Source organism: Sporosarcina sp. P19 (assembly GCF_002743165.1).
Taxonomy (GTDB): domain Bacteria; phylum Bacillota; class Bacilli; order Bacillales_A; family Planococcaceae; genus Sporosarcina; species Sporosarcina ureae.
Map to the genome: position 1 here is coordinate 525,250 of NZ_PDYR01000001.1, position 15,118 is coordinate 540,367.

The window sequence follows — 15,118 nt, forward strand, 5'->3', positions numbered from 1 at the left end:
AGTTTCAAATATGCAACAAGATGAGCGGCTGAAAATTTGGATGGAGCAGGGAAATGTTTCTATTTCTCAGCTCTTTTTTCAACATTATAAACAACTGCTGATTTCAGATAGTGACGCCATGGTATTATTGCATTTAATCGCATTTCAAGGAGCGGGAAACTATTTTCCCACCCCAACCGATATCGCGAATCGTATGCAACTGCAAGAGAAAGAGGTAACGAATTGTCTGCAACGTATGATGCAAAAAGGATTGTTTTCTATTGAGCAAAGTACCGATGAAAATAAAGTATTGCATGAGCAATTTTCCTTTTATCCTTTATGGAAACGATTGATAGATGAAGTCGAAAAACAATCGATGGAAACCGAAGAAGAAGTAGTCAAGCAAGAAGAGGGAGAAATCTTCTCGTTGTTCGAGCAAGAATTCGGCCGCTTCTTATCCCCTATGGAATTTGAAACAATCGGTATGTGGATTGATAAAGATGGTCATTCAACTGAAATTATTCGCGCGGCATTAAGAGAAGCCGTATTAGCACAGAAAATGAGTTTGCGCTACATAGACCGAATTTTATTTGAATGGAAAAAGAAAAATGTTAAAACGATGCGTGATGTTGAAAAACAAACGAAAGCGTTTCGTCCAACAACGATAGCAACAACACCGCAAGTGAAAACAGCGGTTAAAGATGTGCCTTTCTATAATTGGCTCGAAGAACGGGAGTAGGTGAAACGATGCTGACAAAAACACAATGGCAAACATGCCTGCAAACGTTCGACGAGATGTTTCCTGAAGCCCATTGTGAACTCGTTCATAAGAACGCTTTTGAATTGCTGATTGCGACACTTTTATCTGCACAATGTACGGACGTGTTAGTCAACCGAGTGACTGCAGAGCTGTTTAAGAAATATGAGACACCAGAAGATTATCTGGCGGTACCTATTGAGGAATTACAGCAAGATATACGTTCGATCGGTTTGTTCCGTAATAAATCAAAAAATATCCAAGCGCTTAGCCTCCGATTGATTGAAGAGTTTGGTGGGGAAGTACCTCCTAATCGAGATGTCATGATGACGCTGCCAGGTGTGGGTAGGAAAACAGCCAATGTCGTCGTGTCGAATGCGTTCGGCGTGCCGGCATTAGCTGTCGATACGCATGTTGAACGCGTAGCAAAGAGACTAGGTATGAATCGCTGGAAAGATCGCCCGATTGATGTGGAAGAAAAAATCATGCGGTGGACACCGATGGAACTGTGGACTCAGACTCATCATCAAGTGATTTTCTTTGGTCGCTATCATTGCAAAGCGCAAAATCCCAACTGTCCAGAATGTCCGTTATTGGATTTATGCCGCGAAGGCCGAAAAAGGATGAAAGTGAAATGACGTATGAACAATTAAAGGAAAACGTACAACAAGTACTCGATATATGGGATCAGCAAAAACCTGAATTGGAAAATGCATACGCTGTAAAAGATTCGCGTAAATTGGAATTAATACAGCCGGCCATCATTCAGCTCGAATCGTTAATTGAGCAAAGTGAACAGGTGGAAAATCCACACACAGGCACACGGCATCATGTACTTGAGCCAAATAATTACGAAGAACGAATCGAGTTCATTAAACATCAAAAAAACAGTCATTATGCTGTCATTCAATTAACCATGCTATATGATGAAATGAAAAAGAAAGCAGCGCGGTTACGCGTTCAACAATAAATAAAAAGAGCGATTCTACACGTAGTTTGCGTGTAAAATCGCTCTTTTTTAATTGGAAGAGGAGTCAGATGACGTTTCACCGGCATCGTTAGGGTTTTGTCCTTGATTCCCTTGGTTCCCCTGATTTCCTTGTCCTTGGTTAGGCTGACCTTGATTTTGGTCCTGATTCTGGTCTTGGTTGTTCTGGTCATTAGCGGAGTTATTGCCATCTTGATTGTTCGAGCCGTCTTGTTCCGATTGATTTGGATCTTCATTATCGGAGTCATTGCCGTCACTTGAGTCAGTGTCTGATGGCTCATCTTCAATATTATTTTGATCATCTGGGTTTTCATCGGGCTCAACGATTGGCTCATCTTCAATAACCGGTTCATCAGCGCCTTTTATCAAAAGGGAAGCTGTAGCCGAGCCACTTGTATACCCGCCCATGTTGGCACTGACATAGAATGTGTAGTTCTTACCGTATTCCACACCAGAGTATGTCGTTTGTTTATCGGATGTCGTCGTGATACTTTGTGCTGCACCACCATCAACAGAGACACTTACGTTGAATGTAGGACTTCCGAGACTGCTGTATTTATCTGGTACATCATAATTCCATTGTAATTGAACCGTATTGGAATTTGCATCGAATTGTGCAGTTAATCCATCCGGACTTGGAATGGAAATTTTTTCAGGAATCGATGTTTTTTTAGGTAATGTACCTCTGACAAATAATTCATTACTGACGAGATTACTATAAGTGAATGAACTGGCAAGCATGATCGGGTCGCTACCTTTGACAATTGCCGCTTCTTCGACTGAGTCTGGTTGTACGAATGTCCCTGGATCTTTTGCAATGCTACTCATCACAGTTCTGAATAGATTTTGTGGTACGTAGCGTCCTTGGTCATAGGTCTTAATCGGTGAGTAATTTCCGTAACCTCCCCAAGTAGAAATAGTGTACTCCGTTGTATAGCCTGTGAACCACGTATCGGGTACATAATGACTTTTCATATTATCTTTCTTCATTCTATCAGCAGAATAATTTGTTGTACCTGTCTTTCCTGCAATGTCCATATTGCTAATATTTGCTCGAGTTCCTGTTGCTTCATACTCGGTAAGTACATCACGTAATACATCTGTAATCATGTAAGCTGTGGAATCTTTCATTGCCGTTACAGGGTCCGGACGTAAATTCTTTTCCGTCTTGCCATCACGCAATATAAGCTTTTTAACAGCATGGGGTTTGGTGTAAATACCGCCATTACCGAAAGCAGCATAAGCACCTGCCATTTGCACTGTGGAGAATTCATCCCCGCCACCAAGCGCATTGGAAGAATCTATATTTTTGTACGTAAACCCAAGCTTCTTAGCAAAGGCTTCGGCTTTCTTCGGTCCTACTTTTTCAAAGGTCTTGACTGCCGGTATGTTTCTGGACCAATACAGTGCCTGTCGCATAGTCAATGTACCGAGGAATTTTCCATCTGCGTTACCGATCGCTGTACCTGAACCTTTATAACTGTAAGGTTCATCCACTACCTTTTGGCCTGTAGACCAATCTAGTTCTTCAATAGCCGGGCCATACGATAAAATGGGCTTAACACTAGAACCCGGTGCACGTTTGACTTCAGCAAAATTCAAGTTTCGCCCCGAGTAATTCCGTCCGCCGCCAATGGCAACGATCGCACTTGTTTTTGTATCCAACACCGTCATACCGGCTTCCATTTCATCCGATTCATAATAGCTTGGATCATTGATTGCGGCTTCTACTGTTTCCTGTACTTTCGGATCTAAAGCAGTTTGTACGGTAACTCCTTCAGATAAGAGATCGGTGAAACCAGCTGCTTCGATTTCATCCAGCACCGCATCTACATAAGCTGGGTATTTACCGAACACTTCACGATCTTCTTCAGCCAATAGAGTAGAAGTGACTGGAACTTTTTTCGCTTCATTCATTTCAGCAGTAGTGATTTTGCCATGACGTTCCATAAGTGTTAGTACAATATTACGACGCTTTTCTGCACGTTCTGGATGTTTAAACGGATTATAGCCGTTTGGAGACTGTGGCATACCCGCTAGCATGGCCATTTCAGGTAAGTCCAGTTCGCCTACTTTTTTACCGTAGAAGAAATTTGCGCCTGTGCCGATACCGTAGCGAGTACCTGACATGAGAACTTTATTAAAGTACATCTCGAAAATTTCTTCTTTTGTATATTCTTTTTCCAACTTGTGCGCAAGCCAAGCTTCCTGTGCTTTACGCTTCAACGTTTTTTCATTCTTCAAGAATGAGTTTTTGATGACTTGCTGTGTTAATGTCGAAGCACCTTGTGATCCAAAACCGCTGCGGAAGTTAGCAATTACCGCTCCTCCAAGACGATAAAAATCGATCCCACCATGCTTGAAGAAACGAACGTCTTCCGTAGCAAGAATCGCATCTTTCATTTGCTCGGGGATTTCCTCATATGGCACGAATTCCCGTTTCTCTGCACCGAACTTCATGAATATATCGCCGTCTTTTGTTAGGAAGTTAGAGGTGAGGGGATCTTTCAACAACTCTTCATCTAAGTCGGGTGCTGTACTTGCATAATAAGCAAATAAAGAAGCCCCACCAACTAGCACTAAAAGGAAAAGCGCCGCAATTCCTAGAAGTATTTTCTTCCATAATTCAGTAGGGAGCTTTTTTTGCGGACGCTTTGGTTGCTCCGTCACTTGTTTCTTCCTTCTTGCCGTTCTCGAGTTTATGTTATCACTCATAATATTTCCTGCCTTTCGCTTTCATTAATCTGTCTTGCGCTTGAGCCAATCCGCCACGGCTTGTATATAATCTAGTCGTGGATGAAAACCGGTATTGATTTCGATAGATCGTTCTTCTATTTCAGAAAGCGTAATGGACTTTCTTCCGCCTTCTTCCATGCGCTGCCACAAAGGATAAAATTCCTCGAATGGCAGTAAGAAATATCGATCTAACAATGTAAAGTTCACAATAAAAAAAGCAAGTCCGGATTGGTCGATTACTTGCTTCATGTGCTGCACTTGATGCATATGAATATTTTGCAGTGGCAATGAAGTTTTATTTTTCGTTTCCTTCGCTTCAAAGTCCACATAATATCCATTCCACACACCATTATAGTCCGTTGTCGAAGGCGTACGGAAATACGCTTCAGTGATCACTGCAGCACTTCTTGCAGGATAGCGAACATTGACGATTTGTATGGGGACCGGCTTTTTATGGATGACGGCAAGACCATGTGCCAAATAGTATTCATTTGTGTCGTTGAGTTCGTCTTCTAATGATTTACCCCGATTACTGAAGGAGTAGTCATATGTTTTCTTTTTCGTAGAAGACACGGAAGGATTGAACTTTTTTCCGTTTGGATAACGTATCGCCAATGTGACCACCTCGTACTCTACATCATATCATACCGACTATTAGACGAGTTACCAAAAAGAAAGTTTCCAACGAGTTAAAAGTAGTCAAATTCGTGACGGCTTGGAATGTTTGTTCGTAGAAAGTGGAGCTGTAGTTGAATATCTGATAAAATAAAGGATAAGATGTTTTATCACAATGAATACTAAAGGAGTTTTATATAAATGAGCAAGATAGAAGACACAAAGTTATTGCTGACAATTTGTGATGAATGTGAAAAGCGGTTTTATCATATGCGAGAGACGGATCATGAACCAGATTTCTTTGAAGAAGTGAAGCCGTATGCCGATGTTAGTCACCAGGCGATCGCGCAGTGGGCCGAAGAGATGAAGGTGTGGATACAGAAGGAAAAGCCACGGTATGTGCATGAAGTGCAAGTGGATTCGTTAAAAGATTCCATGACTCAATTCGTCGTACAGTCTTTCTACAAAGCGACTGGAAAAAAGCGTTTTATTCTATCTATCCGTGCAGCACGCTATACTTTGCAAACGGTTTTGGACGCGATGAACGCAGACCGAGGAGAGGGCCATGTGAATGAATAAACATAGTATACCCGATACCATTCAAGAACTATTCGCTGACTCACGCTTTGGGCCGAATATCGCCTATATCGAGACGCTTAAAGAGCAAGAGGCCGTCATGGCGGATTTTCCTCCCGTCTTGCATGCGTCGATTCGTAAAGCGCTGGCAACGAAGGGAATCTCGCAGTTATACAGTCACCAGCGACAAGCATTTGACAAAGTGCGTGAAGGTCACTCGATTACGGCCATAACTCCGACTGCTTCAGGGAAATCATTATGCTATCACCTGCCAGTATTGCAGTCGATTTTGGATGAACCATCATCGCGTGCACTGTATTTATTTCCAACGAAAGCATTGGCTCAAGATCAGCTAGCGGATTTGCATGATTTAATTGAAGCGAGTGGCGAAACGATTTTAAGTCACACTTACGACGGAGATACCGCACCTGGCTTGCGGACCAAAGTTAGAAAATCCGGACATATTATTTTAACCAACCCAGATATGCTCCACTCTGCGATATTGCCTCACCATACTAAATGGATTTCATTGTTCGAGAATTTGAAATATATCGTGGTCGATGAACTCCATACGTATAAAGGTGTTTTCGGCAGTCACGTGGCGCATGTTTTAAGAAGGTTACAGCGTATTTGTCGATTTTACGGTAGTGACCCAATTTTTATTTGTACGTCCGCAACGATTTCAAATGCTAAGGAATTGGCAGATAATCTGACGAATAAAGATATGGTGTTGATTGACCAAAACGGAGCACCACGCGGCAAGAAACATTTTGTTTTTTATAACCCACCAATTGTCCACGATGTGTTTGGCATACGGAGAAGTGCAGTGCTTGAGGTTCGTGATTTAGGCGCATTTTTATATCAGAAGCATATTCAAACGATCATTTTTGCGCGAAGTCGAGTGCGCGTAGAAATGCTCGTAACGTATATGAAAGAACTAACAAAGAAAAAATTATTCGATAAGACTGTAATGGGCTATCGTGGAGGCTATTTACCATCAGAACGTAGAACCATCGAGAGTGGACTGAAAAATGGTGATATTCGCACTGTCGTCAGTACAAATGCACTGGAACTTGGTATTGATATAGGCCAATTACAAGCATGTATCATGACAGGTTACCCGGGAAATATTGCGAGTGCACTGCAACAAGCAGGTCGGGCGGGTAGACGCCAGGAAGACGCGCTGATCATTTATGTAGCGCAATCGATGCCGCTTGATCAATATATTATTCAACATCCGCAATATTTGCTCGGCAGGCAGCCGGAAGAAATCCATATTCATCCGGACAATATGCTGATATTGATGGATCATCTAAAATGCGCTTCATTCGAACTACCATTTAGCTCTACTGAGACATATGGTGAATTTGAAGTACAGGAATTACTGGCATTTTTGCAAAGTGAAGGTGTGTTGTTACAAACATCAGATAAATGGCATTGGATGACGGATCGTTTTCCCGCTGGAGAAATCAGTTTACGTTCCGCATCACAAGAAAACGTCATTATCATTGACCAGTCATTTCCGAAAGAAACTCGCGTCATTGGGGAGATGGACCGCTTCAGTGCGATGACATTGTTGCATGAAGAGGCGATCTATTTACATCAAGGAACGCAGTATCAAGTAGAGGAACTGGATTGGGAAGAAAAGAAAGCGTACGTTACCGTCGTCGATGTAGATTATTTCACCGATGCAAATCTCGCGGTTGAACTGAAAGTCATCAGTGAAGACAAGCGAATGGAAGATGGGGAGCGTACGCTAGCTTATGGAGACTTAGCGGTACTCGCCATTCCGACAATTTTCAAGAAAATTAAATTTGATACGCATGACAATATTGGTTCAGGTCCGATCTCGTTGCCTGCTGAAGAAATGCATACGTCAGGCACGTGGTTAACGTTCGATGTACCTGAAGATTGGGAGAAATCCGACTTGACTGACGCGATGACAGCTGCAGCGTATGCAATTCAATCACTGGTACCGCTATTCATCAAATGTGATCGAAGTGATATCCATGTCGTACCGCAAGTGAAAGCGATTCACATGGATCGGCCGACATTCTTTATTTATGATAGCTATCCAGGTGGGATTGGTTTGAGTGAAAACATTTACAGCCGCTGGAAAGATTTATTAATGCTTGCAGCGGACCATGTAGCGGAATGTCGTTGTGAATACGGCTGTCCCGTTTGTATTGGAGCGCAGGAAGCAGGCCAGACGAATAATAAACATCGTGCACATAGCTTACTAGCAGAGTTGGCAAAGTGAAAACGAGTCGAAGCGAATCACTTCGACTCGTTTTTTTTATGGGTAAAAATAAAATAGCAAGTACGTTCATTGAAAACTTCCAAAAAAATACTGACACTCTATTAAAATGGGTGTATATTCTGGTAGTATGAATATGTACAACTATCAGACTATTACAGTGGGGGGTAAAAAGATGAATAAAAGAATAGTGCATAGGTTTGGAGCGACATTTGCTGTCGCTAGCGCGATTGTATTGGCGGGGGCCTCTGTCAGTGCGACAGAGCAGTGGTATACCGATGTTTCAAAGGACAATACCCATTATGAAGCCATTAAAGCTTTGACGGACCAACATATCATTCGTGGCTATTCTGAAAATCAGTTCAAGCCTGGGCATTCAATTGAGCGTCGTCACGCAGCGTTAATTTTGGCAAAGTTAGGGGACTTTGAAGAACCAACTAATGTGGCGGATGTATTAAAAAAGTTTAAGGATATTTCAGCAGACAGTTTCTATGCGAAAGAAATGGCAACTCTAGCGAATGCCAATGTATTTAAAGGGGACTCAAATGGGAATTTCAAACCAACAGCCGCCCTGACACGTCAGCAAATGGCAAACGTACTAGTGAATGCATTGGATCTTGAGAAATACGATACAGGCAAGAAAGTGGAAATTAACTTATCGAATGTAGGAGAGTCACACAGAAGAGGTGTGCAAATCCTTGCGAATCTTGGTTTAACGGATCAACTGAGTGATTTTAGACCGAATGAGCCTGTCACACGAGGCGCATTCTCCTCATTCATCCATCGTGCCAATCAGCTACAGCAAGGTGATTTCACATTATCGTTAATGCATATGAATGACACGCATGCGCGCGTTGCGGAAATGCCGAAAGCTGTTACTGCTATTAAAGAAGTTCGAAATGAAAAACCGGACGCTTTGCTTCTCCACGGAGGAGATGTTTTCTCGGGAACATTATATTTCTCAGAGTTTGAAGGACAAGCTGATCTAGAACTGATGAACTTAATGGGTCTGGATGCAATGGTATTTGGTAATCATGAATTTGATTTAGGAGACAGTATAAATGGTCACCAATCACTGGCGAATTTTGTGAAAGGTGCTAATTTCCCTGTAATCGGCGCGAACATTGATTTCTCTAAAGACCCAGCTCTGAAAAACCTAGTAAGCGAAACAGAATTTACGAGCACGCCGGCATTGGGAGAAATTCATAAAGGCTTGATCAAAGAAGTGAATGGAGAAAAGGTTGGAATCTTCGGATTGACGACTGAAAGCACGGCGTTTGTCGCTAGTCCAGGAGCAGTAGAGTTTTTGGATTATAAAGAGTCAGCTGAAAAAGCCGTAGCCTACTTTGAGAGCCAAGAAGTCAATAAAATTATTTCGATAAATCATCTTGGATTCGATAGTGATCCATCTGTAGGAAATGATTTGCTTCTAGCTCAAGCCGTTGAAGGCATCGATATTATCGTCGGCGGGCATTCACATACGAAACTGTCAGAACCGGTCATTGTCGACAAAAATGCAAGTGGAGAAAGCAAAGATCCTACAGTCATAGTTCAAGCTGATCAATACTTGACTCATCTCGGAACGTTAGACGTAGAATTTGATAAGCAAGGTGTCATAACAGGACATGCTGGCGAATTAATCAGCTTAAAAGACAAAGTGAATGACGCAGAAGCAGCGGAAGCACTTCTGAAATATTCTGGAAAAATCGATGAAACGTTTGGTAAAGAAATTGGCGCAACGTTAGAAGTGGATCTACCGAACCCAAGAAGTCGTGGAGAAGAGAATCCCACAGAAAGTGTCCGTGCGGATGAAACAGCACTAGGTAACTTAATAACGGATGGAATGCTGGAAAAAGCAAAAGAATACGATCCGAACACCGTAATTGCTCTGCAAAACGGTGGGGGAATCCGTAACCATTTGGATAAAGGACAAGTCACGGTCGGAGCAGTAATTGAAGTACTGCCATTCGGAAATACATTATCTCTTGTTACGCTCACGGGTGAAGAAATTAAAAATACGCTTGAGCATAGTGTGCGAAACTCACCTAATGAAGAAGGCGGTTTCTTGCATATGTCAGGAATGAAAATAACATTCGATAGCAGTAAAGAAGTAGGCCAACGCATTCAGACTATGCAAGTAAAAGTGAATAACGAGTTCGTAGACGTAGAAATGGATAAAGAATACGTGATTACGACAAACGCCTTTACTGCAAGAGGCGGAGATGGTTTTGAAGTGCTTGGAGAAGCCTATGAAAACGGCCGAGTAACTGATCTTGGTTTGGACGATTGGGTGAACTTGCGTGATCACATGATCAAACTTGGAACAGTTAAGCCTGAAATTGAAGGTCGAATTATCGATTTGAATACGTAATGTATTGTCATTAAAAAGAGGTAGAAGTTAAACGTATAGGTTCGGGACATGGGGAGAAAACATAAAAAGCATAGCCAATGGGGACGCCAATTCGCACATGAATGGGCGTCCTTTTTTTGTCGTAGCATTAACACTTTGATGCACATATTGATAAATCGGTACCGCGATTAACATAAAAATTAACAAGGGTATATAAGTTTATATGTCTTTGTTAATTGTGCTGCTGATCAGCTTGTTAATTGACGGTTGGAATGATGTTCTTTTAATAGTTCTGAAATAATTGAAAACGTTGAAGGGAATAAAGTAATTTATGATAAAGTAGATTATAAGAGGACGGTTTATTCAACAAACTGAACCAAAAGGCGAAAAGGGTGGATGTTTTGTTACATGTTTTCTTGGGAGTACTAATTTTTATATCACTTATCTTTCTTCTTCTCGGGTTCAAGAGAAAATCCAGATTAACTATATTTTTTGGCGTTATTGCTTTTATTGCGCCCTTACTTTATTTTGGTTTCAGAAATTGGCTGATTTTGTTGCCATTAGTTCCGGTAGTATCATTTGTAGTTTCAGATTTACTAATTAAATAAAGGAATTCTGCATAAAAGTAATGAGTTTTGCTTTAGGTATTCGATTAAATAACGAGCGCGTTTCCTGCATTAGAGTTGCACTCTGGATTGGTTGAATGAGCTCGGTTGTATATTTACATATAAGGGAGATGTTATGAATGAATAAAAATGTATGTCCGAAATGTAACGGTACTGAATTTAGTGAAGGTACGGATTTTATGGCAGTTAAGCCACTAGATAAAAAGTTATCAATGGGATCGAATAAAATATTGACCTTCTGCCTAAATTGTGGAGAGGTTATATCTACAAGGATTGAAGACCCAAGTAAATTTCGGAAGTGAATTGTAACTCTTTTCACTCCTCCCATCAAAAGGGTGAAATTCTTGAACAGGGATTTGCGCCTGTTAAGCAATCGGGCTCATTTTGTTGCAACGGCTTTAGGGGAGGAAAGGTGAATATGAACCATACACTATCTTATTTTGCTTCACGCCTCATAGTAGGTTGGGTGAAGAATTTACATAGATGTCCAGAAAACTCATTAATTCTGATGAAAAGATGCTAGGTATTAAGAACCTTTCCTTGAAACGAATAACAAAGTTAACACTCAAAACTCTTTATTCTTACATCTGTTATACTTCACATATAACAGGTGTAGGAGTGTTTTATATGAAGAAATCGGGAATTTATTTTTGTTTATTGACGAGTATCTTGCTAGTTATTGTAGGCTGTAGCAAGAAAAAAGAAGAAGAGCCAGAAAATAATGCAGAAGAGGTGAGTTCATTGGCGACAATTGAAGGTAAATGGAATGGTTCTATTTTGGTTCCAAATCAACCACTGCCTATTATTCTGTCATTCAATAAGATAAGTGGCACGATAAGCATTCCCTCACAAGGATTACGTGATTACACACTAACAAACGTGACGTTACATGATACCGACGTATTTTTCGAGATGAATCTTCAAGGACAACGTATTACCTTCGATGGAGAAGTAGCCCAAGACAACATCACTGGAACATTTACGCAACAAGGTCAATCCTTCCCTTTTGAATTAACCAAAGGGAGTCCAGAGGAAGTCGTTGAAACAGGGGATGTTGTACAAGTTGCAGTAGAAAATGGATCAATGGATGGCCTGTTGGAACTACCAAATGGTGAAGGCCCTTTCCCACTCATGGTCATTATTGCAGGATCTGGTTCTACAGATCATGATGGCAATTCCCTAGGGTTACCAGGGAAAAATAATAGTTTGAAAATGCTCGCAGAAAATTTAGCAGCGGAAGGCGTGGCGAGTATTCGCTATGACAAGCGTGGAGTCGGTATGAATATGGGATTATCCGGCAAAGAAGATGATTTGCGGTTCGATCATTATATTGACGATGCTGCAGCATGGGTTCAATTCGCTAAAACGGATTCACGTTTTTCAATGGTCGGCATCATCGGTCATAGCGAAGGATCATTAATCGGCATGGTGGCTACTGAACAAGCGGATGCGGATGCGTTTATTTCCATTGCAGGAGCAGGTCGATCGATTGATCAAGTCCTTTTAGAACAACTAAAGGAACAGCTACCAGTTAATCTATTTGAAGAATCCAAAGCGATTTTAGAAGCGTTAAAAGCAGGTGAACAAGTAGAAACCGTCAGCGCAGAGTTACATAGCCTTTTCCGGCCATCCGTTCAACCTTATATGATTTCATGGTTGGATTTTGATCCGACTGAACGGTTGAAAAAGGTACAGGTCCCAGTCCTTTTAGTGAATGGTAATCGCGACATCCAAGTACCCGTGAAGGATGCGGAAATGTTACATGGTGCGAAAAAAGACGCTAAGCTACTTATTGTGGACAAAATGAATCATATCTTGAAAGAATCACCCGAAGATCGCGAAGGGAATATTGCGACCTACAGTAATCCAGATTTACCATTAGCACAATGGTTGATGGAGGGAATCGTTGGGTTTATAAAGGGGTTGTAATTCAAGGTGAAAAATCTCTACGATTTACTTTTGTAAGTAGTTTATAGGTAATCGTTGACGGGGTCATTAGGTGTATAAGGACACTTATTAAAAGTCAACGAACGCCTTCTTTTATTATTGGCAAGTCCGTACTGTATCGCATCCCTGTCACTCATTTTATTCGTATAAGTGGAATCGTTTGAATGGCAGGGAGATGATAATTAAGTCGGTTTTTTAGTGTATCTCCATATGAATAAACTTCCAGTCAAGATAATTGTCAAGATTCCGAAGTAATAAATGTTGTTGTTCCTAGGTTCATCGTTTGCTTCGATTTTTATTGGAATGTCACCTTTACCAATTAAGGCAAGATCATCAGATATATTTGCTACACTAGCAGTACGATCACATAATGTCGTAGTTAACATCGCGTCACTTGTTTCCTCATATCGATGCGCATAAACGAGATATTCTTCTCCTATGCTAAAGTTGACACCACATGCTGCTGAATCACTTGCTGTGTATATCGATACAGCCTTCGTATCTAAACCTTTCCATTCTCGTTGTACATTAAACTTTACAACGTATCCACTTTCTTTTGTATGCTCGTTAATGCTAACGACTTCTCCACTAAAAACTGCATCTGCATTGTTTAATGCTACGTCTGCAGTTGGAGGCATTTCACACGAACAAGCTGAAATAGGAACAGGGTTCATGTTCAAGGCAACTAGTAATAAGAAAATTAGTGACAGTGAAATCTTTTTCTTATTCAAATGCATTCCTCTTCTCTACCTGTTTTCGATTAGACCGTTTATGTGGAATAAAAGTTACATACGTCAAGTTTTTGGTTACTGTACAAATGTTTTTTCGATTCGTTTATCTGGGATGAACCAAATAATCGCAACGACTAAATACAAAATATACGAAACAGTCGGTATCCAAAATGCAAATACTACCCCAGTGACATAAAGTAGCATGGACACTTTACCTTTCCAATCAAAACCTATTTCTTTCGCTAAATCTGATTCTATCCCTTCGCATTGAACGACTTGTTTTTGTAAGAATAAGTACGACACCGCACACAGGAAAAGAATCACACCATAAAATAATGTTGGTACCGCTTCTAACAGATTCATTCCTACCCAAGCGGTCGAAAACGGAATGAGCGACATCCAAAATAACCAATGCAAATTACTCCACAGTACACGTCCGTTCAAACGTATTAATTTATGAACTAAATGATGGTGGTTGTTTCAACAAATTCCTACATAAACGAAACTTAACATATAACTGACGATGGTCGGTATGAGTATGAGGAATGCTTCTTTATCAATGGAGGTTGGTGGCTTCAGCTCTAAAACCATGATCGTAATGATGATCGCTAGTACACCATCACTAAATGCTTCCATACGACTTGTTCTCATGTAGTGACACTCTTTTTTTTCCATCTTCTTTCTATTCACAAATTTGCTCCCTTTCAAACAATCATCACGTTATTTTTTTGTATCGCACCTCTGTCACTCATTTTCTTCTCGTTTTTTCAATCGTCAATACGAGTATGATTCATATGTTATTTTAGTTTTTTACTAGAATGCGTTTTCGTGTTTTCACCCGATCAACCGAACCCATTACATTTACACGTTCCCGCTCTTTTTTAGTAAAAATATTTTTTAATAGTGTATCCTTTCTACATTATGCCTCTATATAGCATGTGAGGAGATGAAAATAGATCTTCTACATTCGATGCCATTAGGAGGAAATATTATGTATTTATTACTCGATGAACCATCTTTTACAGTGCAAACGACTATAGTTATGGAGATTGGATTTAACGAAGCTTTTTTACTGCAGCATCTGCATTATCGTTCACTCATATCAACAAACAAACGCGATGGATATACATGGGTGTACAAAACGTATGAAGATTGGAAAGAGGAAATCCCATTTTGGTCACTCAATAAAATTCGACGTACTATTTACAGTTTAGAATCCCAAGGGTATCTAATCTCTAATTCTTCGTATAATAAAATGAAAATTGATAGAACGAAATGGTATCGCGTCGATTATACGAAACCGATCTTCCTAACACAAAATGGTACGCTGGACGTTTCAAATTGAAACGATTGCGGCACAAATAGAAACAACGGATGTACTCGAAATGGTCAAATGGAGTGATCCATACTAGGCAAGCCAATAACCAATGTACTTTAATTAAATGAAGAATAAAGATATTGTCGAGATGAATCTCGACGTTGCATTTTTTATGTACCACTTAATCGAACAAATAACATGTTACTGCGTAGAAATTAGAGTACATGAAATAAGAGAG

Annotated in this window: 12 protein-coding genes and 1 pseudogene; 9 read left to right on the top strand and 4 right to left on the bottom strand. The window is 40.6% G+C overall.

Translation table 11 applies throughout. The annotated features are described in order from the left end of the window. Positions 1-10: 10 nt before the first annotated feature. From CSV74_RS02605 to CSV74_RS02615, 3 genes are read left to right on the top strand one after another with little or no spacing between them, the layout of a single operon-like run. Complete coding sequence (locus tag CSV74_RS02605; RefSeq protein WP_029053013.1) at positions 11-718, top strand: DnaD domain-containing protein; 708 nt, start codon at positions 11-13, stop codon at positions 716-718. Between the two features lie 8 nt (positions 719-726). Next, positions 727-1,374 (top strand): endonuclease III, encoded by a 648-nt coding sequence (gene nth / locus CSV74_RS02610; protein WP_099690456.1) that lies wholly within the window; start codon positions 727-729, stop codon positions 1,372-1,374. Further along, on the top strand, positions 1,371-1,706 hold the full coding sequence (locus CSV74_RS02615) for a YpoC family protein (protein WP_099690457.1): 336 nt from the start codon (positions 1,371-1,373) through the stop codon (positions 1,704-1,706). Before nth ends, CSV74_RS02615 begins: the two co-directional genes overlap by 4 nt. A gap of 48 nt (positions 1,707-1,754) precedes the next feature. Here the strand turns inward: CSV74_RS02615 and CSV74_RS02620 are convergent, their stop codons facing one another. Further along, positions 1,755-4,439, bottom strand: a complete 2,685-nt coding sequence (locus CSV74_RS02620) for a transglycosylase domain-containing protein (RefSeq protein ID WP_099690458.1) — start codon at positions 4,437-4,439, stop codon at positions 1,755-1,757. Between the two features lie 24 nt (positions 4,440-4,463). Next, the gene (gene recU / locus CSV74_RS02625; protein ID WP_099690459.1) at positions 4,464-5,075 is read right to left on the bottom strand and encodes a Holliday junction resolvase RecU; all 612 of its coding nucleotides are present in this window, start codon (positions 5,073-5,075) and stop codon (positions 4,464-4,466) included. Positions 5,076-5,276: 201 nt separating this feature from the next. Here recU and CSV74_RS02630 point away from each other — a divergent pair, with 201 nt between their 5' ends. The 5 genes from CSV74_RS02630 to CSV74_RS02650 all read left to right on the top strand — a co-directional run bounded on the left by CSV74_RS02630 (position 5,277) and on the right by CSV74_RS02650 (position 12,813). Next, positions 5,277-5,654 (top strand): YppE family protein, encoded by a 378-nt coding sequence (locus CSV74_RS02630; RefSeq protein WP_099690460.1) that lies wholly within the window; start codon positions 5,277-5,279, stop codon positions 5,652-5,654. Next, complete coding sequence (locus CSV74_RS02635) at positions 5,647-7,911, top strand: DEAD/DEAH box helicase (RefSeq protein WP_099690461.1); 2,265 nt, start codon at positions 5,647-5,649, stop codon at positions 7,909-7,911. Before CSV74_RS02630 ends, CSV74_RS02635 begins: the two co-directional genes overlap by 8 nt. Positions 7,912-8,083: 172 nt before the next feature. Then, positions 8,084-10,279, top strand: coding sequence for a 5'-nucleotidase C-terminal domain-containing protein (locus tag CSV74_RS02640; protein WP_158231732.1), 2,196 nt, complete (start codon positions 8,084-8,086; stop codon positions 10,277-10,279). 724 nt (positions 10,280-11,003) lie between these two features. Then, positions 11,004-11,186, top strand: coding sequence for a hypothetical protein (locus CSV74_RS02645; protein WP_029053005.1), 183 nt, complete (start codon positions 11,004-11,006; stop codon positions 11,184-11,186). Between the two features lie 325 nt (positions 11,187-11,511). After that, positions 11,512-12,813, top strand: coding sequence for an alpha/beta hydrolase (locus CSV74_RS02650; protein ID WP_099690463.1), 1,302 nt, complete (start codon positions 11,512-11,514; stop codon positions 12,811-12,813). Positions 12,814-13,013: 200 nt separating this feature from the next. Here the strand turns inward: CSV74_RS02650 and CSV74_RS02655 are convergent, their stop codons facing one another. Together CSV74_RS02655 and CSV74_RS17100 are read right to left on the bottom strand one after the other, a co-directional pair. Beyond that, a complete protein-coding gene (locus CSV74_RS02655) occupies positions 13,014-13,562 on the bottom strand; it encodes a hypothetical protein (RefSeq protein WP_158231733.1) in 549 nt (182 codons plus the stop codon). Positions 13,563-13,637: 75 nt separating this feature from the next. Continuing rightward, a pseudogene (locus tag CSV74_RS17100) lies at positions 13,638-14,237 on the bottom strand (TMEM175 family protein). 316 nt (positions 14,238-14,553) lie between these two features. Here CSV74_RS17100 and CSV74_RS02665 point away from each other — a divergent pair. Next, on the top strand, positions 14,554-14,907 hold the full coding sequence (locus tag CSV74_RS02665) for a hypothetical protein (protein WP_099690465.1): 354 nt from the start codon (positions 14,554-14,556) through the stop codon (positions 14,905-14,907). Positions 14,908-15,118: the final 211 nt, after the last annotated feature.

What these genes read in the sequence shown, in the direction of transcription:
- CSV74_RS02605 (WP_029053013.1), top strand. Translation starts at nt 11, where the DNA reads ATGCAACAAGATGAGCGGCTGAAAATTTGGATGGAGCAGGGAAATGTT.
- nth (WP_099690456.1), top strand. Translation starts at nt 727, where the DNA reads ATGCTGACAAAAACACAATGGCAAACATGCCTGCAAACGTTCGACGAG.
- CSV74_RS02615 (WP_099690457.1), top strand. Translation starts at nt 1,371, where the DNA reads ATGACGTATGAACAATTAAAGGAAAACGTACAACAAGTACTCGATATA.
- CSV74_RS02620 (WP_099690458.1), bottom strand. Translation starts at nt 4,439, where the DNA reads ATGAGTGATAACATAAACTCGAGAACGGCAAGAAGGAAGAAACAAGTG.
- CSV74_RS02630 (WP_099690460.1), top strand. Translation starts at nt 5,277, where the DNA reads ATGAGCAAGATAGAAGACACAAAGTTATTGCTGACAATTTGTGATGAA.
- CSV74_RS02635 (WP_099690461.1), top strand. Translation starts at nt 5,647, where the DNA reads ATGAATAAACATAGTATACCCGATACCATTCAAGAACTATTCGCTGAC.
- CSV74_RS02640 (WP_158231732.1), top strand. Translation starts at nt 8,084, where the DNA reads ATGAATAAAAGAATAGTGCATAGGTTTGGAGCGACATTTGCTGTCGCT.
- CSV74_RS02645 (WP_029053005.1), top strand. Translation starts at nt 11,004, where the DNA reads ATGAATAAAAATGTATGTCCGAAATGTAACGGTACTGAATTTAGTGAA.
- CSV74_RS02650 (WP_099690463.1), top strand. Translation starts at nt 11,512, where the DNA reads ATGAAGAAATCGGGAATTTATTTTTGTTTATTGACGAGTATCTTGCTA.
- CSV74_RS02665 (WP_099690465.1), top strand. Translation starts at nt 14,554, where the DNA reads ATGTATTTATTACTCGATGAACCATCTTTTACAGTGCAAACGACTATA.